This window comes from Rathayibacter sp. VKM Ac-2759 (assembly GCF_009834225.1).
In the GTDB taxonomy this organism is placed as follows: Bacteria; Actinomycetota; Actinomycetes; order Actinomycetales; family Microbacteriaceae; genus Rathayibacter.
Window position 1 is genome coordinate 623009 of sequence record NZ_CP047176.1, and the last position, 21873, is coordinate 644881.

The window sequence follows — 21873 nt, forward strand, 5'->3', positions numbered from 1 at the left end:
CGCCTCCGACCGAAAGCACCGTTCCGCCATGGCCGACACCCCCGACCCCACCGAGCTCTCCGCCGAGGAGGCCTCGGAGCAGAAGGCCGTGCGCCTGGCCAAGCGCGAGCGCCTGCTCGAGCGGGCGGGGGACGACCTCGGCGGTGGCGCCTACCCGGTCGCCGTGGGCGTCACCGACACGATCGCCGCGGTCCGCTCGCGCCACGAGGGCATCGAGCCGGACACGAGGACGGGCGACCGCGTCGGCCTCGCCGGCCGCGTCGTGTTCCAGCGCAACACCGGCAAGCTCTGCTTCGCGACGCTGCAGTCCGGCGACGGCGAGCGCATCCAGGCGATGGTCTCGCTCGGCGACGTCGGCGACGAGTCGCTCGCCGCGTGGAAGGAGCTCGTCGACCTGGGCGACCACCTCTTCGTCGAGGGCGAGGTCATCTCGAGCAAGCGCGGCGAGCTGAGCGTCTGGGTCTCGGCGTGGACCATCGCCGCCAAGGCGATCCTCCCGCTCCCGAACCTGCACAACGAGCTCGGCGACGAGACCCGGATGCGCCAGCGCTACCTCGACCTGATCGTGCGCCCGCAGGCCCGCGACACCGTGGTCACCCGCGCGAAGGTCAACGCCTCGCTCCGCAGCACGTTCGTCGGCCACGGCTTCCTCGAGGTCGAGACCCCGATGCTGCAGGTGATGCACGGAGGCGCCTCCGCCCGCCCGTTCGCGACGCACTCCAACGCGTTCGACACCGAGCTCTTCCTCCGCATCGCCCCCGAGCTGTACCTCAAGCGCGCCGTCGTCGGAGGCATCGAGCGGGTGTTCGAGATCAACCGCAACTTCCGCAACGAGGGCGCCGACTCGACGCACTCGCCCGAGTTCGCGATGCTCGAGGCCTACCAGGCGTACGGCGACTACACCTCGATCGCCGACCTCACGCAGGAGCTGATCCAGAACGCGGCGCTCGCGGTCGCCGGATCGCACGTGGTCACCTGGGCCGACGGCACCGAGTACGACCTCGGCGGCGAGTGGGAGCGGATCTCGATGTACGAGAGCCTCTCGCTCGCGGCCGGCATCGAGATCACTCCGTCGACCCCGCTGGTCGAGCTCGAGACACTCGCCGAGCGCGAGGGCGTCGAGGTGCACGTGCCCACGCACGGCAAGTACGTCGAGGAGCTCTGGGAGCACTTCGTGAAGGGCGGCCTGACCCGCCCGACCTTCGTCATGGACTTCCCGGTCGACACCTCGCCGCTCGTGCGCGCGCACCGCAGCATCCCGGGCGTCGTCGAGAAGTGGGACCTCTACGTCCGCGGCTTCGAGCTCGCGACGGGCTACTCGGAGCTGGTCGACCCGGTCGTGCAGCGCGAGCGCTTCGTCGAGCAGGCGCGCCAGGCGGCCGCGGGCGACGACGAGGCGATGCGCCTCGACGAGGACTTCCTCCGCGCCCTCGAGCACGGCATGCCGCCGACCGGCGGCATGGGGATGGGCATCGACCGCCTGCTGATGGCGATCACCGGTCTCGGGATCCGGGAGACCATCCTCTTCCCGCTCGTGAAGTAGACAGGGGGAGACGTGGTCCGCGCATCCAGCATCGTCGCGACGGCTCTCGCCGGCGTGCTCACCCTGGCGCAGTTCGGGGTGGGCACCGCCGTGGCCGCCTCCGTCCTCGTCGACTCCTCCGATCTGGGCACGGCCCTCGCCGACCAGCGTGCGGCCGAGGCGTTCACCCCCGACGAGACGATCAGCGGATTCGCGGAGCGCACCGCGATGTCGACGCGCGGCCGCGCCCTCTACTACGCCTCGAGCCCCTCCGTCGAGCCGACCGCCGGCTTCAACACCCTCTGCGGGTACGGCGCCTCGGACGACATCGTGCTCGGCTGCTACACGGGCAGCGACATCTACATCTCCGATGTCGAGAACGCCGATCTCGACGGGATCCGCGACGTCACCGCCGCGCACGAGATGCTGCACGCGGCGTGGGTGCGCCTGGACGCGAGCGAGCAGGAGGAGCTCGGCGCCGAGCTCGAGGCGGCGTACGCGGCGCTGCCCGCGGACGGCCCGATCGCCGAGCGGCTCGAGCTCTACCGCACCGGCGGCCTGGGGGAGCGCGTCAACGAGCTCCACTCGATCCTGGGCACGGAGGTGGCGGATCTGCCGCCGGCGCTCGAGGCGCACTACGCCGCGTACTTCACCGACCGCTCCGTCGTCGTCGGGCTGAACGCGCGCTACGAGGCGGTCTTCACCGACCTCGAGAACCGCATCGCCGATCTGGTCGCCCGGATCGACGCGATGTACGCCGACCTGACCGCGCGCGTGGACGCGAACAACGCCGACTACGACGCTCTGAACGCCGAGATCGACGACTTCAACGCGCGCGCCGACAGCGGCGACTTCTCCTCGAACGCGGCCTTCGACGCCGAGCGGGCCGAGCTCCTCGAGCGCGGCGACGAGATCGACGCGACGCGCGACGCCATCGACGCCGACATCGTCGTGTACGACGGCCTGCGCTCCGAGCTCGAGGGCCTGAACGCCGACGCCTCGGCCCTCAACCAGTCGATCGAGAGCCGCTAGCGCCCGGCGGCCACTCCCGGGGGCTTCCCCGCGCCGCCCGGTAGGATCGCCGCATGGACTGGGAGATCTGGAATCAGGGGCTGTGGGCACTCGTGCCGACGCTCAGCGTCGGGCTCCTCTTCTGGTTCATCATGCGCGCCGTGATCCGCTCCGACCGCAACGAGCGCCGCGCCTACGACCGCATCGAGGCCGAGGAGCGCGCGCGCCGCGGACTCCCGCCGCGCGACGTCTGAGCCGCCCCGACCACCGAACGCATCCGAGGAGTCGCGCGTGCCGCGCCTCGGTGCCCCCTGACAGAGCGACCGGCGAGGAGGAGCGGTGACGGGACCCGACTGGTCGCTGGTGCTCGCCGTGGGGGCGATCGTGGTCGAGCTCGTCGTCCGGGTCGTCGCCGTGATCGTCGTCCCGCGCAACCGCCGCCCGACGACCGGTCTCGCCTGGCTGATGGCGATCTTCCTGATCCCCTACGTCGGCATCCTGCTGTTCCTGTTCATCGGGAGCTACAAGCTGCCGCGCAGGCGTCGCCGCAAGCAGGAGGAGATCAACCGCTTCATCCTCGAGTCGACCGAGGGCATCGACCGCGTCGCGCGCGACCACCCGTGGCCGCAGTGGCTCGAGTCGGTGGTCACCCTCAACCGCAACCTCGGCGCGATGCCGCTGGTCGGAGGCAACGACGCCGGTCTCCAGGGCGGCTACGAGGAGACCATCCAGGCGATGGCCGACGAGATCGACCGCGCCCGCCGCTACGTGCACTGCGAGTTCTACATCCTCGCGGCCGATGAGACGACCGCGCCGTTCTTCGCCGCCCTCGACCGGGCCGTGGCCCGCGGGGTGACGGTGCGGATCCTGCTCGACCACATCGCGTCGATCCGGGTGCCCGGGTACTTCACCGGCACGCGCCGCCGCCTCCGCGCCCTGAAGGAGGCCGGCGCGCACTGGTCGTACATGCTGCCGGTGCGCCCGTGGCGTCTGCAGTACCAGCGCCCCGACCTCCGCAACCACCGCAAGCTGCTGATCGTCGACGGCAACACGGCGTTCATGGGGTCGCAGAACGTCGTCGACTCGAGCTACAACAAGCGCGGCAACATCCGCCGCGGCCTGCACTGGCACGACCTGATGGTGCGCCTCGAGGGCCCGGTCGTGCAGGGCATCAACGCCATCTTCATCACCGACTGGTACAGCGAGACCGACGAGCTCCTGCTCCGCGAGTCCGAGCCGATGGAGGCACTGCAGAAGCGCGACACGATCGACTGCCAGGTCGTGCCGAGCGGGCCCGGCTTCGACGGCGAGAACAACCTGCGCCTCTTCCTCACGCTGCTCTACTCGGCCCAGAAGTCGATCATCATCACGAGCCCCTACTTCGTCCCGGACGAGGCGATGCTCTACGCGATCACCACGGCCACCCGGCGCGGCGTGCACGTCGAGCTCTTCGTCTCCGAGATCGGCGACCAGGCCGTCGTCTACCACGCGCAGCGCTCGTACTACGAGACCCTGCTGACCGCGGGGGTGCGGATCTGGATGTACCGCAAGCCCACGATCCTGCACGCGAAGCACTTCACGATCGACGACGACGTCGCCGTGATCGGCTCGAGCAACATGGACATGCGCTCGTTCAGCCTCAACCTCGAGGTGTCGCTCATGGTCCGCGGCTCGGAGTTCGTCGAGGACCTGCGGCAGGTGCAGCAGGACTACCGCGAGCACTCCCGCGAGCTCACCCTGCGCGAGTGGCGTCAGCAGCCGCTGCGCTCGACGATCCTCGACAACCTGGCGCGACTCACCTCCGCTCTGCAGTGACTCCCCCCGGACGGGGCTGAGGCGAGGAACTCTCACGTCTTATAGGCTCCCGGAGGACGAACGCTCCCCGAGCGGTCGTCCCGACGATCGGAGTCGCCACCGTGGTCCCTCGCCCCACCCTGCTCAATCCCGTCAGCATCCCTCTGAGCCCCGGGGTCCGAGCCGTCCGGCTCCGAGGTGCCGACGGCGTCGCGGCCCTCCGCCGCCTCCTCGAGACCGGCGTCGACCTGCCCCTCGGCTTCCGGATGGACCTCGCCGTCGGCGCCGTCGAGAACCTCCGGGTCCTGCACGTCGTGTCCACCCCGTTCGCGGCGCGCTGGCCCGGCCCGTCCGCGTCCGACGGCGCCTCGGTGTTCGTGCTGCCGATGGAGGGGATCCTCACCCTGGAGTCCGCCTCGAGGCTCGTCGAGGTCGACGAGGGCGGGATCGCCCTCTCGGCCGACTCGCCGGCGGTCCTCCGCGCGCGGCGCCCGGTCCGGTTCCTCGTGCTCTGCACCGACGCCCCGGCCTCGGAGCGCGCGCGCCGCATCGAGCCCGCGCGCACCCTCCCGGAGTCGCCGCTGATCGCCTCCGCGCGGACGGTGCTCCGCGCGTTCCTCACCGACCTCGACATCGCGCACCCGGTGCAGACCGAGTACCTGCAGGGCACGGTGCTGCGCCTCGCCCGCATCCTCGGCGCCGAGCGGGAGGAGGAGGACGTCGAGCGTCTCGGTCTGCACGACATGGTCGACGCCGCGTTCCACGTCATCCGCGCCGACTACAGCGATCCGCTGCTCGACCCGGGGACGGTCGCGCGCCGCTGCCGGGTGAGCCTGCGCACCCTCCAGCGCGCGGTCGCCGACGAGCGCGGCACCACGCTGCGCGAGATGATCTCGGCGGTCCGCACCGAGAACGCGCTGCGCCTCGTCGCCACGGCGGAGGCGGCCGGGCTGCCGCTCAGCGACATCGCGCGCCGCTCCGGCTTCTCTTCGCCCGAGCGCCTGCGGCGGGCGATCACGACCGAGACCGGGCTCTCGCCGAGCGAGTACCGCCGTCGCCTCCGTCTCGAGGAGCGGGCGGCCGGCTGACGCGCGGGCGGCCGCTGCGCAATCCCCTGGATCGGTCGAGGATCGCGGCGTAGCGTCGGAGACTCCCCAGCACCGGTGCGCGCGGCTCCACCTCTGCGCGTCGTCGGCGGAGGGCTCGAGAAGGGAACGGACATGACGGCATCCGGAACGACGCGCATCCTCATCCTCGGCGGCGGCTACGTCGGCCTCTACACCGCGTGGGGGCTCGAGAAGCGGCGGGGGCTTGCTCCGATCGACGTCACCGTGGTCGAACCCAACCCCTACATGACCTATCAGCCGCTGCTGCCCGAGGTCGCCGGCGGGCACGTGCAGCCGCGGCACGTCACGGTGCCCCTGGTGTCGGCGCTCAAGCACACCCGCGTGATCCGCGGGGCGATCACGGGCGTCAGCCTCGCCGATCGCACCGCGACGGTCGCCGCGCTGGACGGCTCGACCCGCACGCTGGCGTTCGACCAGGTCGTCTTCGCGCTCGGCGCCGTCACCCGCACGTTCCCCACCCCGGGACTCGCCGAGCACGCCATCGGCTTCAAGACCGTCGAGGAGGCGGCGCACCTGCGCGACCGCGTCATCGAGAACGTCGCGCAGGCGGCGCTGACCACCGACTCCGCCGAGCGCCGCCGGCTGCTCACCTTCGTCTTCGTCGGCGGCGGCTACACCGGAGTCGAGGCGCTGAGCGAGCTGCTCGACCTCAGCCGCCGCGCGCTCGCCGCCCAGCCGTCGCTCTCGATGGGCGACGTGACCTGGCACCTCGTCGAGGCGCTCGACCGGGTGGCCCCCGAGGTCGGCGCGGAGCTCTCGGCCTGGACCCTCGACCACCTCCGCTCGCGGGGCGTGCACGTGCACCTGAAGACGACGATGCCCTCGTGCGAGGACGGCGTCGTCGAGCTCTCGAGCGGCGAGCGGATCCCCGCGGCCACGATCGTGTGGACGGCCGGCGTGAAGCCGAACCCGATCCTCGACGCGACCGATGCGCCGCGCGGGCCCAAGGGCCACGTCTCGGCCGACGCGCGCCTGCGCGTCATCACCGACGACGGCGAGCCGATCCCCGGAGTGTGGGCCGCCGGGGACGGGGCGCAGATCCCCGACCTGACGGCCGCGAAGCAGCCGGCGTACTACCCGCCGAACGCGCAGAACGCCGTGCGGCAGGCCAAGCTGCTCGCGCAGAACATCGTCGCCGACCTCACCGGCGGCGTCGTCGAGGAGTACCGCCACGTCTCGGTCGGCACCGTCGCCGAGTACGGACTCGGCAAGGGCGCGGGCCTGATCAAGGGCGTGAAGCTCCGGGGTCCGCTCGCCTGGCTCTCGCACCGCGCGTACCACGGCGCGGCGATGCCGACCCTCGACCGCAAGTGGCGGGTGATCTCGGGCTGGGTCGCCGACGCGATCGCTCCGCGCGACCTCTCGCCGATGAGTGCCATGCAGGACCCGCGCCGCGCGTTCCGCGAGAGCGCGGAGGCGACGGATCGGGCCGCGGCCGAGAAGGCGGCGTCGGAGGGATCGTGACCGGGCCGGGGCGCGGCCCCGCGGTCACGCTCCTCGCGGCTTGAGCCTCACGGTCGGCAGCGTCGGCGCGGGCAGGGCGCGACCGTCGTAGCCCTCGACCGTGCCGAACGGCCCCTCGGAGTCGCCTCCCGCGATCACGTCCTCCTGCCAGCGCTCCCGCGCGGCCGCCACGTCGTCGTGGCTGCGGCCGACGAAGTTCCACCACATCACGAGCTGCTCGCCGAAGGGCTCGCCGCCGAGGAGCACGACGCGACCGCCCTCGTCTCCCGCCGACAGCGTGAGCGTCGTGCGGCCCGGCGCGAGGTAGGCGAGGTCCGAGCGCTCGACGTCGACGCCCTCGACCCCGACGGGTCCGGAGTCGACGAGCACGCCGTACTCCCACCCGCCCTCGATCGGCAGCTCGACCGTCGCTCCCGGCTCGAGGTCGATCTGCGCCGCCACGAGCGGGGTGAAGGTGCTCGCGGGCACGGAGGCGCCGAGCATCCCGCCGACGAACACCCGGACCACGGCGCCCGCCAGGTCGGCGCGGACGCCCTCGTGGTGCTCGAAGAACGGCTCGATCACGCGCGCCTCCTCGGGGAGCGCGACCCAGAGCTGGACCCCGTGCAGCACCGGCTCGGCACCGGTCGAGACCTCGGAGTGCGAGATCCCGCGCCCCGCCGTCATCAGGTTCAGCTCGCCCGGCCGCACCAGCTGGTGGCTGCCGACACTGTCGCGATGGTCGATCTCGCCCTCGAAGAGCCAGCTGACGGTCTGCAGCCCGGTGTGCGGGTGCGGCGGGACGTCCATCCCCGCCTCCTCGCCCAGGCGCACGGGACCGTAGTGGTCCGCGAAGCACCACGCGCCGATCGTCGAGCGCGAGCGCTGGGGGAGCGTGCGGCGCACCTCGATGGCGCGCGGCCCGCCGAGCGGCACGAGGCGCGCCTCCAGGATCTCGACGGCGGAACCGCCCGCGGCGGGCTCGGAGGCGACCGGATGCTCGTCCGGATGCCGCTCCAGGTTGCTCATCCGGGAAGTGTATGCCGACGCATGGAGTGCGGCACAGGACACCGTCCTGAGCGACGGCCGCGAACGCCCTCACGCCCAGGGCGAACAGGGGGTCCGACCGGGAGGACCGCTGGTTACAGTCGATCTATCGGAGCCCACCCCTGCGGGTTCTGTAGGGAGTGACAGCATGTTCGAGAGATTCACCGATCGCGCACGGCGCGTCGTCGTCCTGGCCCAGGAAGAGGCCAAGATGCTCAATCACAACTACATCGGCACGGAGCACATCCTGCTCGGCCTGATCCACGAGGGTGAAGGAGTCGCCGCCAAGGCGCTCGAGTCCCTCGGGATCTCGCTCGACGCGGTGCGCGAGCAGGTGCAGGACATCATCGGCCAGGGGCAGCAGCAGCCTACCGGCCACATCCCCTTCACGCCGCGTGCGAAGAAGGTCCTCGAGCTGTCGCTCCGCGAGGCGCTGCAGCTCGGCCACAACTACATCGGGACCGAGCACATCCTGCTCGGCCTCATCCGCGAGGGCGAGGGTGTCGCCGCGCAGGTCCTCGTCAAGCTCGGCGCCGACCTCAACCGCGTGCGCCAGCAGGTCATCCAGCTCCTCTCGGGTTACCAGGGCAAGGAGCAGGTCGCCGTGGGCGGTGAGCAGCAGCAGCCTCAGGGCGGCTCGCAGATCCTCGATCAGTTCGGACGCAACCTCACGCAGGCCGCGCGCGACAACAAGCTCGACCCGGTCATCGGGCGCGAGAAGGAGATCGAGCGGGTCATGCAGATCCTCTCGCGCCGCTCCAAGAACAACCCCGTGCTGATCGGCGAGCCCGGCGTCGGCAAGACGGCCGTCGTCGAGGGACTCGCCCAGGCGATCGTCCGCGGCGACGTCCCCGAGACGCTGAAGGACAAGCAGCTCTACACGCTCGACCTCGGCTCGCTCATCGCCGGATCCCGCTACCGCGGCGACTTCGAGGAGCGCCTGAAGAAGGTCACGAAGGAGATCCGCACCCGCGGCGACATCATCACCTTCATCGACGAGATCCACACCCTCGTCGGCGCAGGGGCCGCCGAGGGCGCGATCGACGCCGCCTCGATCCTCAAGCCGCTGCTCGCCCGCGGCGAGCTGCAGACCATCGGCGCGACCACGCTCGACGAGTACCGCAAGCACTTCGAGAAGGACGCCGCGCTCGAGCGCCGCTTCCAGCCGATCCAGGTCGCGGAGCCGTCGCTGCCCCACACGATCAACATCCTCAAGGGTCTGCGCGACCGCTACGAGGCGCACCACAAGGTGTCCATCACCGACGGAGCGATCGTCTCGGCCGCGAACCTCGCGGACCGCTACATCAGCGACCGCTTCCTCCCCGACAAGGCGATCGACCTGATCGACGAGGCCGGCGCGCGCCTGCGCCTCTCGATCCTCTCGGCCCCGCCCGAGCTGCGCGACTTCGACGACCGCATCGCCGTCGTCCGCGCCGCGAAGGAGGCCGCGATCGAGGATCAGGACTTCGAGAAGGCCGCCTCGCTCCGCGACGAGGAGAAGCAGCTGCTCGGTGAGCGCCTGCGCCTCGAGAAGCAGTGGAAGTCGGGCGACGTCAAGGCGACCGGTGTCGTCGACGAGGGCCTGATCGCCGAGGTCCTCGCGCAGGCGACCGGCATCCCGGTGTTCAAGCTGACCGAGGAGGAGTCGTCGCGACTCGTCTTCATGGAGAAGGCTCTGCACCAGCGCGTCATCGGTCAGGAGGAGGCCATCGCGGCCCTCTCGCGCACCATCCGCCGCACCCGTGCGGGTCTGAAGGACCCGAAGCGCCCCTCCGGATCGTTCATCTTCGCCGGCCCCACCGGTGTCGGCAAGACCGAGCTCGCCAAGGCGCTCGCCGAGTTCCTCTTCGACGACGAGAACGCGATGATCTCGCTGGACATGTCGGAGTACGGCGAGAAGCACACGGTCTCGCGACTGTTCGGTGCCCCTCCCGGGTTCGTCGGCTTCGAGGAGGGCGGGCAGCTCACCGAGAAGGTGCGCCGCAAGCCCTTCAGCGTGGTCCTCTTCGACGAGATCGAGAAGGCGCACCCGGACATCTTCAACTCGCTCCTCCAGATCCTCGAGGAGGGTCGTCTGACCGACGGCCAGGGGCGCGTCGTCGACTTCAAGAACACCGTCATCATCATGACCACCAACCTCGGTGCGCGTGACATCGCCGGTGGTCCCGTCGGGTTCCAGATCGAGGGCGACAACGCCACCGGCTACGACCGCATGAAGGGCAAGGTCAACGAGGAGCTGAAGAAGCACTTCAAGCCCGAGTTCCTCAACCGCGTGGACGACGTCATCGTCTTCCCGCAGCTGTCGAAGCCGGAGCTGCTCCAGATCGTCGACCTGTTCATCAAGCGCCTGGGCGACCGCCTGCTCGACCGCGACATGACGGTGGAGCTGACGCAGTCGGCCAAGGAGCGGCTGATCGAGGTCGGGTTCGACCCGGCCCTCGGCGCCCGCCCCCTGCGCCGCGCGATCCAGCGCGAGATCGAGGACCAGCTCTCCGAGCGCATCCTGCACGGCGAGCTCGGCGCGGGAGACCACATCCACGTCGACTTCGTCTCGGGCGGCTTCGTCTTCACGACGACTCCGCGGCTGATCTCGATCAGCGCCGGCGCGACGACGGGAGCGGCGACCGCCGGCCCGGCGACGCCCGACCTGATGGCGTGATCGCGTAGGTCGTCCCGAAGGCCCGTCCCTCCTCCGGAGGGGCGGGCCGTCGTCGTTCCCCCGCGGCTGGGCACCGGGCCGCGGCTCTAGGCTGGACGGATGGCTGATTGGAAGTACCCGGTGCGCCGGGCCCGCACGAGCGACGTCCCCTTCATCCAGGAGCTGAGCGAGCCGCTCGTCAACAACCGCGTCCTGCTGGGCAAGGACCGCGTGGTGCTCTACGGGGCGGTGCAGGAGTTCCGGATCGCCGAGGACGGCGCGGGCGAGCGGATCGGCTGCGGCGCGCTGCACGTGATGTGGGACGACATCGCGGAGGTGCGGACGCTCGCGGTCGCGCAGGACTGGCTCGGCAAGGGCGTGGGGCACCACATCCTCGAGCGGCTCGAGAACGACGCCCGCGAGCTCGGCCTCTCGCGCCTGTTCTGCCTGACCTTCGAGGTCGACTTCTTCGCCCGCCACGGCTACGCCCCGATCGGCGAGAAGGTCGTCGATCCCGAGGTCTACGCCGAGCTCCTGCGCTCTCCCGACGAGGGCGTGGCCGAGTTCCTCGACCTCGCGCGGGTCAAGCCGAACACGCTCGGCAACACCCGCATGCTGAAGACGCTCTGACGTCCCGTGCGCCGTAGCCTGGAGCGATGACTCCGCCGCCCCGCCGCCTGCCCTCACGGGTGTACCGGCGACGCCGAGCGGGAGTGCTGCTCGCGCTGGTCGTGATCGTCGCCGGCCTCGCCGTGGTGCTGTCGCTGCAGCCCTGGGCGGGAGCGGGTTCCGGAGGAGAGAGCGCCGACCCGTCGGCCACGCCGCTCCCGACCCTGTACCCGTCGACGGCCCCCGGGGGCTCGCCCGCCGCCGCTCCCGAGTGCACCGCCGCCTCCGTCGCGGTGACCGCGGTGACGGATGCGACGAGCTACGCCGCGGGCGCGGATCCGCAGCTCTCGCTCTCGCTGGCCAACATCTCGAGCACCGACTGCGTGATCAACGCGGGCACGAGTCAGCAGGTGTTCACGATCACGAGCGGCTCCGACCAGATCTGGACGTCGACCGACTGCCAGACGGGAGCGGCCGATCTCGAGGTGCTGCTGGAGGCGGGCCGGTCGGTGACTGGCAGCTCGATCACCTGGGACCGCACGCGCTCCTCTCCGGACACGTGCTCGGGCGGGCGCGAGGCGGTCGCGTCCGGGGGAGCGGCGTACAACCTCTCGGTGACGGTGGCGGGGATCCCGTCGGGGTCGCCGACGCAGTTCCTGCTGCAGTAGAGCGGGTAGCCCGCCCGGGGGACGTGGTCGCGGGAAGCCGCGCGTAGCATCGCTGGCATGACGCGGACGCTCGCCGGGATCCTGACCGCGACGACCGGGAGCCGGTGGTCGCGCGTCCGCTCCGGGATCGTGCTGGGAGTGGTCGCCGTGATCCTCGGCGCGACGGCCGCCTCCGCGGCACCGGTGCGCACCGGCGTCGACGACTTCCGGTTCTCGGACTACTCGGCCGTCTTCCGTCTCGGCCGCGACGACGAGGGCCACTCGACGCTCACCACGACCGAGACCTTCGTGGCCGAGTTCCCCGCCGACCAGAACCGCGGGATGCAGCGCGCGATCCCGCTCGACTACGAGGGGCATCCCACCGACGTCCGGCTGATCTCGGTCACCGACGAGGACGGCACCCCGCGGCCCGTCGAGACCGAGAGCGAGGACGGCATCCTCCTCGTCACGAGCGCCGCCGAGGACTACGTCAGCGGCAGCAGGACCTACGTCTTCACGTACACCCAGCGCAACGTCACCCTCCCCGCCTCCGGGACCGGCAGCGGGCAGGACGAGTTCTACTGGGACGCGAACGGGACCGCGTGGCGGCAGCCGTTCGACCGCTACCTCGTGCGCGTCGAGCTCGAGGACGGGCTGGCCGCCGCGGCGACGGGGACCGCGAGCTGCTACCGCGGTGCGGCGGGGTCGACCGACGGCTGCTCCCTCACCGCCGACGGCGGAGTGGTCACGGCGACCGGAGCCGACCTGGCGGCGGGCGAGAACGTCACCGTGGCGATCGGCTTCGCGCCCGGGACCTTCACGCCGCGGGACGACTCGTACCTCGCCTCCGGCTGGTCGTGGCTCCAGCTCGCGGGCGTGCTGCTCGCGCTCGGGGCGCTCGTCGCAGCCGTCAGGCGGAGGACGACGGTGCTCCGCGACGCCCCGGGGCGACCCACGGTGATCGCCGAGTACGAGCCGCCGACCGCGGGGATCTTCCTCTCGGCCGTTCTGCGCGGCAAGACCGCCAAGGCGCCGGCCGCGGCGTTCGTCGATGCCGCCGTGCGCGGCCTGGTGCGGATCGAGGAGGCGGAGGGGACGCGCCGGCGTCCGGCCTTCGTGCTGCGCGTCGAGGATCCGGCTGCGAGGCGGTACCGCAGGTCGCTTCCTCCGCCGGCCGAGGACGACCAGCGCTTCCTCGACATCGCGTTCGGACCGTCGCCGCGGCCGGGCGAGGTCCGCGATCTGTCCGAGAAGGACAAGGTCTTCGGCAAGGAGGTCTCGGCGTTCCTCACGGCACTGCCCGCGAGGGCGACGGAGGCGGGGCTGCGCCGCCCGGGCACCGTCGGCGGTTCGGTGCTCGTGATCGGCGCGGCGGTGCTCGGGCTGATGGCCGGGTTCGTGGGCGGGGTGATCCTGCTCGATCAGGCGTACGGCGGGGCGCTGCCGCTGATCCTGCTGCTGCTCGTGCTGGTCGCGGGAGTGGTCTCGACGGTGCTCGTGTCGAAGGTGCCGCTGACCGCCGCGGGGGCGGAGCTGCGCGACCACCTCGCCGGTCTCGAGCTGTACATCCGGCTGGCCGAGAAGGACCGGCTCGCGATGCTGCAGTCCCCGGCGGGAGCGGAGCGCCGCCGGGAGGGGTCGGTCGACGTCGTCGAGGTGACGGAGCGCCTCCTGCCGTGGGCGGTGCTGCTGGGGCTCGAGTCGCGCTGGGCGGAGGCGCTCGCGCTCGCCTACGAGCGGGCGGGCGCGGACCCGGTCTGGTACTCGGGGACCGGCGGCTTCCAGGCCGCGGCGTTCGCGGGGAGCGTCGCGTCGTTCTCGTCGTCGGCGTCGAGCTTCGTCGGCTCGTCGTCGAGCTCGTCGAGCGGCGGTGCAGGCGGCGGCGGCAGCTCGGGAGGCGGCGGTGGCGGAGGCGGCGGGGGCGGCGTCTAGCGCGTCCTGCGGTTCCGGAGCGTCCTGAGCCTCCTCGCCTCGGCGCGCTGCCGGCTCCGCGCGGCGGCGTAGTCGCGCGAGCTGCGGCTCGACAGCGCCAGGAGGACCAGGATGTCGAAGGCGACGCTCCCCAGATTGGTCTGCAGGCTGATCGCTGCTCCGCCCTGCAGGACGGCGGTGAAGGCCGTGATCGTGCTGAGCAGGCTCGAGGTGAGGGCGAGACCCCTGGCCGTGCCGGAGCCGCGGAGCACGAGCGCTCCGAGCACGAGCCAGAGCAGCATCGCGGCCAGGAGGAGGGCGCCGGCGACGGCCCGCGTCTGGCCGTCGCCGAGGGTGGAGGTGGAGCCGCCCGCGGTGTCGCCGGTGACCAGTGTCAGGTCGTCGACCGACGCGGCGCCGGCGAGGAGGAGCGCGGCCTGGAGCGCGTAGGCGAGTCCGCGGGCGACGAGCATGAGCGCGCCGACGTGGGTCGTCGCGGGGCGGCGGAGGGTCGCGGTGCTCGCGGCCCCGCCCGTCAGGACGGTCTCGGTGGAGACGACGGCCGACCCGTCCTCGAGGGCGACGGAGTCGGCGGGGACGGTCACCGGACGCAGATCGATGACGGGGAGGTCGCCGTCGGTGACGATCGAGTCGCCGCCGCCGTTGCGGGCGTGGTAGCCGGTCGAGAAGTCGCGGATGACGTCGACCGCGACCTCGGGGTGGTGGGTGCGGATGCTCTCCACGATGTGGTCGCGCTCCCGATCGGTGTCGGGCGAGATCTTGTGGGTCACCTGCAGCGTGAAGAGCGAGAGGCCGACGCTGCGGTCGAAGGTGCCGGCGGCGATCCACTCGGCGGGGAAGCCGCCGGGCAGCAGCCAGCCCTCGGGGCAGCGCCAGAACCGGACGTGGTGCCGCTTCGCGGGGTTGCCGGCGACCTCCTGCTGGAACGCGACGTCCTGCTGCCGGCCGAAGACGAAGAGCGGGGAGACGGGGGCGCGGTGGTAGCTGCGCCGGGTGAGGGTCGCGGTGATGATCCGCCGGCTCGAGGCGAGGGTCACCTCGTCGGCGCGGGTCCAGCCGGAGGAGGTCATCGTGTGCAGGAGCTGGGCGTCGCTGCCCTGCAGTGCGAGGTTGACGGGGTCGCCGAGCAGGCCGTCGCTGGTGCGGGCGCGGCCGATGAAGTAGTCGGGCACGTAGAGGCGGGTGAGGATCCGGTGCAGGCGGGGCAGCGCGAGGTAGGCGACGAGCACCCAGACGGCGAGGTAGAAGCCGATCTGCGCCCAGCCGGCGCTGAGGCCGTCGGTGACGAGGACGACGGCGAGCAGCACGGCCGCGACGCCGCCGAGAACGAAGAAGACCTGGTCGAGGATCGCGGGGAGGGGGAACCGCCGGCGCCTCGGGCGCGCGTCGTCCGCTCCTGCGCCGTCGTGCTCGCTGCTCACGGCGTCAGCCTAGGCGCGGGCCGTCCGATGTGGGCGGCTCCGGTGCGGTCTCGTTCGGTGCGGCCGGGGGCTCAGCCGCGCGCGCCGGCGGGGATCCGCTCGGGGACGGGCACCAGGGCGTGCGTGATCGCGCTCGACAGGGTGAAGGCGCTCGAGTCGAGGTGCGAGGAGTGGCCGAGGCGGGTGGCCTCGTTGGCGCGCTGCTTGGCTCCGGAGGCGGGGCGGATGTCGCCGGAGAGGCTGATCTCGCCGAAGGCCGCGATGCCGGGGCGCAGCGGCGTGTAGGCGTGGGCGGAGGCGATGGCGACCGCGATGGCGAGGTCGGCCGCCGGCTCCATCAGCTTCACGCCGCCGACGGTCGAGACGTAGACGTCGCAGCGGCGCAGCGGGATGCCGGCCTGGCGCTCGAGGACCGCGAGGATCATCGCGACGCGCGAGGCGTCGACTCCGTTGGTCACGCGCCGGGGGTGGTCGCCGTCGTTGGCGATGACGAGCGCCTGGATCTCGACGGGCAGTGCGCGGCGGCCCTCCATGGCCACGGTGACGCAGATGCCGGGGGTGGGGAAGCGGGTGCGGCTGAGGAAGAGGCCGCTGGGGTCGGGGATCTCGGCGATGCCCTCGGCGGTCATCTCGAAGCAGCCGACCTCGTCGGTCGGGCCGAACCGGTTCTTGAGCGAGCGGACGAAGCGGAGCGCCGTCTGCCGGTCGCCCTCGAAGTGGCAGACGACGTCGACGAGGTGCTCGAGGAGGCGGGGGCCGGCGATCGAGCCGTCCTTCGTCACGTGGCCGACGAGGACGAGGGGGAGCGCGCGCGCCTTGCAGACCCGGATGAGCGTGGCCGCGACCTCGCGCACCTGACTCGGGCCGCCGGGCAGCCCGTCGACGGTGTCGCTCGCGACGGTCTGCACCGAGTCGACGATCAGGAGATCCGGCTGGACCTCGTCGATCTGGCCGAGGACGGTCGCGAGATCGGTCTCGGCGGCGAGGTAGAGGCTGTCGTGCATCGCCCCGGTGCGCTCGGCGCGCATCCGCACCTGCGCGGCCGACTCCTCCGCGCTGACGTAGAGGACGCGCTGGCCCTCGGCGGCGGCGCGGGAGGCGACCTCGAGCAGGAGCGTCGACTTCCCGACGCCCGGCTCACCCGAGAGCAGCACGACGGCGCCCGCGACGATGCCGCCGCCGAGCACGCGGTCGAGCTCGCCGACCCCGGTAGGGCGGTGGTGGGCGCCCGAGGTCGTCGGGATCTGCGTGATCGGCCGTGCCGCGCGGGCGGCGGTCGGCGCCACCGCGGCGACGGCGCGGACGATGCCCGTGCGCTCGGTGCTCTCGACGACGGTGCCCCACTGCTGGCACTCGCCGCAGCGGCCCGCCCACTTCGCAGCGGTCCAGCCGCACTCCGAGCAGCGGAAGGCGGCGGTGCGCGTCTTCGAGGAGGCCATGGGGGTCCTTTCGGGAGCGTGGGGGGAGCGGTGCGGGAGCGAGGGGCGGAAGGTGCGAGCGGAGGGGTGAGCCGATGTCGTGAGGCTAGGCGCCGCCTCCGACATCGATCGCGATTCGAACGTGTCTTCGACAGTACCGTCGACCGCCGACACGCGGAGGCGCCGCGCCCGGTGCTGGGGAGAACACCGCGACGAGCGCGCCTGTGGAGTTCGAGCGCGCCCCGAGCGGCGCCCCGGCTGTGTCGGTGGTCTGCGGAAGACTGAGCACATGGCCTCGTCAGTGCATCTCCTCAAGTCCGGCCGCTCCCTGGGGGTCAGCTGGTCCGGTCCCGAGAGCGCCGAGCACGTGGTCGTCCTCGCGCACCCCGCCCCCGGTGCCGCCGACTTCGACCCCGATCCCGAGACCACCGCACGGCGCGGCGTCCGGCTCCTCTCCTTCGACCGGCCGGGCTACGGCGCCTCGTCGCTCCTCACCGACCTCGACCCCGCGGGCGCCGGCGTCGGCGCGAGCCCCGAGCAGGCCGCCGCCGACATCGCCGAGTACCTCGCGACCATCGGCGTCGCCTCCGTCGCCGCGGCGGGATGGTCGGCCGGCGGCCGCGTCGCCCTCGCCCTGTCCGCGAACTACCCCGGTCTCGTCGAGCGCGTCGCCGTCATCGCCACCCCCGCTCCCGACGACCAGGTGCCGTGGGTCGGCGACGACAACCGCGCGATGCTCGAGGCCTGGCGCGAGCGTCCGCTCGCCGAGGCCGTCCGCTCCCTCGCGGCGATGCTCGACGGCGCCTTCGGCCCCGCCCCCGACCCGGCGGCGATGCTGGGGATGCTCGGCGCCTCCGAGGCCGACGCCCCCGTGCTCGAGGCGCCCGGCGTCCGCGACCGGCTGCTGCGCATGCTCGAGCGCGCGGCGGCGCAGGGCAACCTCGGCTCGGCCGCCGACATCGTCGGCTACACCCTCCAGGAGTGGGGCTTCGCCGTCGAGGGCGTCTCCTCGCCCGCGCTGCTCCTCTACGGAGCCGAGGACGCCGTCGTCGGCCGCACCCACGGCGAGTGGTACGCCGCCCGCCTCCCCGATTCGCGCCTCGAGGTCGTCCCCGATCGCGGTCACCTGCTCGCCGTCTCCGAGTGGAGCCGCGTGCTCGACTTCCTCCTCCCGAGCGCCGGCTGACCCTCCCGATTGGCGCCGCTCCCGGCCGTCGCGTACACTCTTCCCCGGTACCGTGTCCGAGCGGCCGAAGGAGCATGTCTCGAAAACATGTGTGGGCTTGCGTCCACCGTGGGTTCAAATCCCACCGGTACCGCCACGAGAAGGCCCCCGCACCTCAGTCACCTGAGGCGGCGGGGGCCTTTCGCTTGCCCCCGGCGACGTGGGCGCAGTCCCGGGCGAGGGAACCCCGAACCGTCGAGGGAACCCGGTGCTCAGGGATCCCTCGACGGTCCGGGGTTCCCTCACGGTGCGGAGCGGCGCGCGGCAGCGGCGTGCGCGAGCAGCGTCGCGGCGACTCCGACGGCCACGCCGATCGCGGTCTCGAGGGCGCGGTCGCGCAGGAGGACGAGCTCGTCGGTGCGGTGCGCCAGCTCGACCATCAGGATGGCGAGCGGCGTGACGAAGGCGAGGGTCAGGCCGTAGTTGCGGCCGACGACGAGCTCGGCGGCCATCTGGAGGAGCACCACGACGACGATGGTGCCGAGCGGCGACAGGGGCAGGGCGAGGAGAGCGGCGGCGATCGCGACTCCGACGACGGTGCCGAGCATCCGGTGGCCCGCGCGGACCAGGCGGGCCGCGGCATCGACTCCCGAGACGGCGGCGACCGCCGAGACCATCGCCCAGTAGGGGTGACCGAGTCCCGTCGCGGTCGGGATCGCGCCGGCGACGAGCACGACCGCGCCGAAGCGGATCATGGCCGCCCGGGTGCCGGGGCGCGCCGCGGCGGCGCGGAACGAGGTGCGCCACGGAGTCGGCGCGAGGCGGCGGGCCCGGGGCGAGGCGATACCGCTCACGCCGACGAGGAGCGCGAACGCGGCGGAGCCGGCGGCCAGGGCGAACGCCTCCACGATCCGCGACGGCTCGACGGGGACGGAGGCGCACGCCGTGACGGCGAACACGGGGAAGAGCGCGCCGGGCGGGTGCCAGTGCAGGGCGTCGCTGAGGTAGCCGGCGGCGGCCGCGACGAGCGTCACGACGGGGATGATCAGCCACTCGCGCTGAGGGGAGAGGGCGACGGCGGTGCCGATGGTCACCATCGCGACGAGGTAGGCAGCCGCAGAGAGCTGCATGGCGAGCCGCGGGCGGTGGGTGTGCTGGCGGCCGTAGAGGGCGGTGAAGGAGCCGAAGGTCGCGTAGAGGGCGAGGTCGGTCCGGCCGATCGCCCAGAGCAGGAGCAGCGGCACGGCGATAGAGACGCCGGCGCGGAGTGCGACGCGGTGGGCTCCGGCGTGCGGGCCGAACGCGATCAGCTCGCGGGGGTGGGGCAGGGCGGTGGAGACGGGCATCGGGGTCCTCGGGTCGCTCGGGATCCGAGCGGCGGCGATCGGTTGGATGCTTCACGCGTGAAGCACTTATACTTTACCCGTGAATGATCAGCAGCGCGACGCCGTCGACGAGATCCGGGCGGGCTGGGCGGTCCTGCGGCCCGAGCTCGACACGACACCGGTCGACATCGCCGGACGGTTGATCCGCGCCTCCGCGCTGATCGTGCGGGCGACGGAGGAGCGGCTCGCGGCCTTCGAGCTCACGCGTGGCGAGTTCGACGTGCTCACCACGCTCCGCCGGGCGGGGGAGCCGCAGTCGCCGACGGTGCTGCGCACGATCGGCCTCGCCTCCGCTCCCGCGATCACGAAGCGGGTGCAGGCCCTCGAGAGGCGGGGCCTGGTGGCGCGCTCGGCGAATCCGGCCGACGGACGCGGTGCACTCATCGCGCTGACCACGGCGGGCGCCGACCTGATCGACCGCGCGTTCCCCGAGGTGCTCGCCGTCGAGCGCGCGCTGCTGGCGGCCGTCGAGCCGGACGCCCAGGAGTCGGCGGCGCACTCCCTCCGCGCCGTGCTCGCGAGCGTCGAGGCGGCCGCGACGCCGTGACGCCCGCGGCTACCGTGGACTCATGCGCCTGACCTCGAGCTTCACGGTGGCCACGCGACCACCGCTGCTGCAGCTGGTGAAGACGGCGGCGGCGACCGTCGTCACCTGGATCGTCGCGGGCCTGATCTTCCCCGGCACCCTGCCCGTGTTCGGCGCGATCGCGGCCCTGCTGGTCGTCGCCCCGAGCGTGAACCAGTCGTTCTCGAAGGCGCTCGAGCGCAGCGTCGGCGTGATCGTGGGCGTCGTCGTCGGCTCGCTGATCGGCACGCTCTTCGGGGCCGACAGCACCATCGTGCTGCTCGCGATCGTGGCCGCGATCGCGGTGGGCTGGGCGATCCGGCTGACGCCCGCCTCCGCCGTGCAGATCCCGATCAGCGCGATGCTCGTGCTGTCGGTCGGCTCGGTCACCCCGAACTACGCGTTCGACCGCATCATCGAGACGCTGATCGGCGCGGTGATCGGAGTCGTGATCAACGGAGCGATCGTGCCGCCGATCACCCTCGCGCCGGCCGAGCGGGCGGTCGGCGACCTGACGACGCAGGTCTCGGCGGCCCTCGACGACCTCGCCGACGTGCTGCAGGCGCCGGTCGCGCGGGCTCGCCTCGACGAGCTGCTGATCAACGCGCGCCTGCTGCAGACCATGCAGCGGAAGGCGGAGGAGGCGATCGCGACCGGCGAGGAGTCGCTCCGCCTGAACCCGCGCCGCTCGGCCCACCGCGACCGGCTCGTCGCGCTCGACTCGGTCACGCCGCGCCTCGCCCGCATCGTGACGCGCGTGCGCGGGATGACCCGCACGGTGCACGACCTCTACGACGCCGACCTGGTGCGCGAGCCGACGATCGCCGACATCGCGGTGCAGCTGCACCGGGCGGCGCACGACCTGCGGCTCCTCGTGCAGTCGTCGGTGGACGTCCCCGAGCCGGAGGCGATCACGGACGAGCTGCCGGCGCTGACGGCTCCGCTCGTGATCGCGACGCCGCACCCCGAGCACTGGATCCTGATGGGGGCGCTCGCCGAGGACCTGCGGCGCATCCGCGAGGAGATCGTCGGCGAGGAGTCCTGACGCTCAGCCGGCGGCCGGTGCGTCGTCGCTGTCGTCGTGCAGGGCTGCGGGGTCGGTCGCCTCGGCGTGCTGCGTCTTGCCCTCGGCGATCAGCGAGTCGTCGTCGAGGAGGATGCCGGCGAGTTCGGTCACCCGGCCGCGCGCGGCACCGAGCGGATCGGTGACGGGAGCGTCCTCCTGCGAGCGGTCGATCTCGTCGTCGGGGAAGCGCTGCAGCTCGGCCTCGTCGCGGTCGGGCTGTGGTGCGCGGGCGTGCTCGAGGCAGAGCCGCGCGACCTCCTCGGCGTGCGCGTGCATCACCGAGTGGGAGGCCTCCGGGATCTCCCATGCGCGGGCGTGCGGGATCGCCTCGGCGATCTCCTCCACCCACTCGCGCGGCACCAGCCGGTCGTGCTCGCCGCGGATGACGAGGGTGGAGGCGCGGATCCGCGGCACGGTCCGCTCGATCGGGTAGTGCATCATCTCGGGCAGCACCCGCGAGAACCAGCGCGGGCCGCAGAGCAGGTAGGCGGCGGCCGCGAGGACCGCGACCTTCGGGGGCTCGCGGAGGCTCGACTGGGCGAAGCGGAGGCCCGCCACGGGGAGGCGGCGCTCGTGCCGGTTCATCACGGGGCCCAGCAGCACGATGGTCGTGAGCTCCGGGCGTCGCGCCGCGAGCTCGGCGACGACCTGCGTCCCCATCGAGTGGCCGAGGACGACCGGGTTCTCGAGCCCGAGCTCGTCGATGACGGCGCCCACGAGCTCGGCGTAGTCGGCGATGCTCATCCGCTCGGCGTGCGGCGGGTGCGGCACCCCGCCGAAGCCGGGCAGATCGAGGGCGTGCACCGGACCGAACTCGTTGAGCGCGGGGGCGAGCCGCTCGAAGTAGGTGGCTGCGACTCCGATGCCCGGCACGAGGAGGAAGGTGCGCTCGCCGGAGCGACCCACGGTGCTCACGCGCGCCCAGGCGTCGCGGTGGTGCACCCTCTGCACCGAGACGTCGGTGCTCGTGTAGCGCCGTCGGGGATCGCGCCGCCGCGACCGGGTCGTCGCGAGGACGTCGCGGGCGCCATCGCGCAGGCTCGCGGCGAGGCTGCGGAGGGGGCGGCCGGGTCGGGGCACGGG

18 protein-coding genes and 1 tRNA gene are annotated in these 21873 nt (G+C 72.6%); 14 read left to right on the forward strand and 5 right to left on the reverse strand.

What is annotated here, in order from left to right:
• Positions 1–28 precede the first annotated feature (28 nt).
• From lysS to GSU68_RS02890, 6 genes are all read left to right on the forward strand, one after another.
• Positions 29–1543, forward strand: a complete 1515-nt coding sequence (lysS, locus tag GSU68_RS02865; RefSeq protein ID WP_159905609.1) for a lysine--tRNA ligase — start codon at positions 29–31, stop codon at positions 1541–1543.
• Positions 1544–1555: 12 nt separating this feature from the next.
• Entirely contained in the window at positions 1556–2554 is a 999-nt protein-coding gene (locus GSU68_RS02870; RefSeq protein ID WP_159905610.1) for a hypothetical protein, read from the forward strand.
• Between the two features lie 53 nt (positions 2555–2607).
• Complete coding sequence (locus GSU68_RS02875; protein ID WP_159905611.1) at positions 2608–2787, forward strand: hypothetical protein; 180 nt, start codon at positions 2608–2610, stop codon at positions 2785–2787.
• 85 nt (positions 2788–2872) lie between these two features.
• A complete protein-coding gene (cls, locus tag GSU68_RS02880) occupies positions 2873–4348 on the forward strand; it encodes a cardiolipin synthase (RefSeq protein WP_159905612.1) in 1476 nt (491 codons plus the stop codon).
• 101 nt (positions 4349–4449) lie between these two features.
• Positions 4450–5415, forward strand: coding sequence for a helix-turn-helix domain-containing protein (locus tag GSU68_RS02885; protein WP_159905613.1), 966 nt, complete (start codon positions 4450–4452; stop codon positions 5413–5415).
• A 132-nt stretch (positions 5416–5547) separates the two neighbouring features.
• Positions 5548–6918 (forward strand): FAD-dependent oxidoreductase, encoded by a 1371-nt coding sequence (locus GSU68_RS02890; protein ID WP_159905614.1) that lies wholly within the window; start codon positions 5548–5550, stop codon positions 6916–6918.
• A gap of 24 nt (positions 6919–6942) precedes the next feature.
• Here the strand turns inward: GSU68_RS02890 and GSU68_RS02895 are convergent, their stop codons facing one another.
• Entirely contained in the window at positions 6943–7926 is a 984-nt protein-coding gene (locus GSU68_RS02895) for a pirin family protein (protein ID WP_159905615.1), read from the reverse strand.
• Positions 7927–8092: 166 nt separating this feature from the next.
• On the opposite strand from GSU68_RS02895, the gene GSU68_RS02900 reads away from it, so the two are divergent.
• From GSU68_RS02900 to GSU68_RS02915, 4 genes are all read left to right on the forward strand, one after another.
• A complete protein-coding gene (locus tag GSU68_RS02900; protein WP_159905616.1) occupies positions 8093–10603 on the forward strand; it encodes an ATP-dependent Clp protease ATP-binding subunit in 2511 nt (836 codons plus the stop codon).
• A gap of 99 nt (positions 10604–10702) precedes the next feature.
• Complete coding sequence (locus GSU68_RS02905) at positions 10703–11212, forward strand: amino-acid N-acetyltransferase (protein ID WP_159905617.1); 510 nt, start codon at positions 10703–10705, stop codon at positions 11210–11212.
• A 26-nt stretch (positions 11213–11238) separates the two neighbouring features.
• A complete protein-coding gene (locus tag GSU68_RS02910; RefSeq protein ID WP_208544639.1) occupies positions 11239–11859 on the forward strand; it encodes a hypothetical protein in 621 nt (206 codons plus the stop codon).
• 57 nt (positions 11860–11916) lie between these two features.
• On the forward strand, positions 11917–13770 hold the full coding sequence (locus GSU68_RS02915; protein WP_159905618.1) for a DUF2207 domain-containing protein: 1854 nt from the start codon (positions 11917–11919) through the stop codon (positions 13768–13770).
• Here the strand turns inward: GSU68_RS02915 and GSU68_RS02920 are convergent.
• Both GSU68_RS02920 and radA read right to left on the reverse strand, forming a co-directional pair.
• Entirely contained in the window at positions 13767–15191 is a 1425-nt protein-coding gene (locus GSU68_RS02920; RefSeq protein WP_159905619.1) for an LssY C-terminal domain-containing protein, read from the reverse strand. The two genes, GSU68_RS02915 and GSU68_RS02920, sit on opposite strands and share 4 nt — an antisense overlap.
• A gap of 71 nt (positions 15192–15262) precedes the next feature.
• Positions 15263–16630 carry a DNA repair protein RadA gene (radA, locus tag GSU68_RS02925; protein WP_159905620.1) on the reverse strand — a complete coding sequence of 456 codons (1368 nt, stop codon included), beginning with the start codon at positions 16628–16630 and terminating at the stop codon, positions 15263–15265.
• 268 nt (positions 16631–16898) lie between these two features.
• Here radA and GSU68_RS02930 point away from each other — a divergent pair, with 268 nt between their 5' ends.
• Entirely contained in the window at positions 16899–17795 is an 897-nt protein-coding gene (locus tag GSU68_RS02930; RefSeq protein WP_159905621.1) for an alpha/beta hydrolase, read from the forward strand.
• A 46-nt stretch (positions 17796–17841) separates the two neighbouring features.
• Positions 17842–17931 (forward strand) — tRNA-Ser (locus tag GSU68_RS02935).
• Between the two features lie 145 nt (positions 17932–18076).
• Here the strand turns inward: GSU68_RS02935 and GSU68_RS02940 are convergent.
• Positions 18077–19120, reverse strand: coding sequence for an FUSC family protein (locus GSU68_RS02940; protein WP_159905622.1), 1044 nt, complete (start codon positions 19118–19120; stop codon positions 18077–18079).
• 79 nt (positions 19121–19199) lie between these two features.
• On the opposite strand from GSU68_RS02940, the gene GSU68_RS02945 reads away from it, so the two are divergent.
• Positions 19200–19706 carry a MarR family transcriptional regulator gene (locus GSU68_RS02945; protein ID WP_159905623.1) on the forward strand — a complete coding sequence of 169 codons (507 nt, stop codon included), beginning with the start codon at positions 19200–19202 and terminating at the stop codon, positions 19704–19706.
• A 22-nt stretch (positions 19707–19728) separates the two neighbouring features.
• Positions 19729–20769, forward strand: coding sequence for an FUSC family protein (locus GSU68_RS02950; protein ID WP_159905624.1), 1041 nt, complete (start codon positions 19729–19731; stop codon positions 20767–20769).
• A 3-nt stretch (positions 20770–20772) separates the two neighbouring features.
• Here the strand turns inward: GSU68_RS02950 and GSU68_RS02955 are convergent, their stop codons facing one another.
• Positions 20773–21870, reverse strand: a complete 1098-nt coding sequence (locus tag GSU68_RS02955) for an alpha/beta hydrolase (RefSeq protein WP_159905625.1) — start codon at positions 21868–21870, stop codon at positions 20773–20775.
• Positions 21871–21873: the final 3 nt, after the last annotated feature.

What these genes read in the sequence shown, in the direction of transcription:
- lysS (WP_159905609.1), top strand. Translation starts at nt 29, where the DNA reads ATGGCCGACACCCCCGACCCCACCGAGCTCTCCGCCGAGGAGGCCTCG.
- GSU68_RS02875 (WP_159905611.1), top strand. Translation starts at nt 2,608, where the DNA reads ATGGACTGGGAGATCTGGAATCAGGGGCTGTGGGCACTCGTGCCGACG.
- GSU68_RS02890 (WP_159905614.1), top strand. Translation starts at nt 5,548, where the DNA reads ATGACGGCATCCGGAACGACGCGCATCCTCATCCTCGGCGGCGGCTAC.
- GSU68_RS02895 (WP_159905615.1), bottom strand. Translation starts at nt 7,926, where the DNA reads ATGAGCAACCTGGAGCGGCATCCGGACGAGCATCCGGTCGCCTCCGAG.
- GSU68_RS02900 (WP_159905616.1), top strand. Translation starts at nt 8,093, where the DNA reads ATGTTCGAGAGATTCACCGATCGCGCACGGCGCGTCGTCGTCCTGGCC.
- GSU68_RS02905 (WP_159905617.1), top strand. Translation starts at nt 10,703, where the DNA reads ATGGCTGATTGGAAGTACCCGGTGCGCCGGGCCCGCACGAGCGACGTC.
- GSU68_RS02910 (WP_208544639.1), top strand. Translation starts at nt 11,239, where the DNA reads ATGACTCCGCCGCCCCGCCGCCTGCCCTCACGGGTGTACCGGCGACGC.
- GSU68_RS02915 (WP_159905618.1), top strand. Translation starts at nt 11,917, where the DNA reads ATGACGCGGACGCTCGCCGGGATCCTGACCGCGACGACCGGGAGCCGG.
- radA (WP_159905620.1), bottom strand. Translation starts at nt 16,630, where the DNA reads ATGGCCTCCTCGAAGACGCGCACCGCCGCCTTCCGCTGCTCGGAGTGC.
- GSU68_RS02930 (WP_159905621.1), top strand. Translation starts at nt 16,899, where the DNA reads ATGGCCTCGTCAGTGCATCTCCTCAAGTCCGGCCGCTCCCTGGGGGTC.
- GSU68_RS02940 (WP_159905622.1), bottom strand. Translation starts at nt 19,120, where the DNA reads ATGCCCGTCTCCACCGCCCTGCCCCACCCCCGCGAGCTGATCGCGTTC.
- GSU68_RS02950 (WP_159905624.1), top strand. Translation starts at nt 19,729, where the DNA reads ATGCGCCTGACCTCGAGCTTCACGGTGGCCACGCGACCACCGCTGCTG.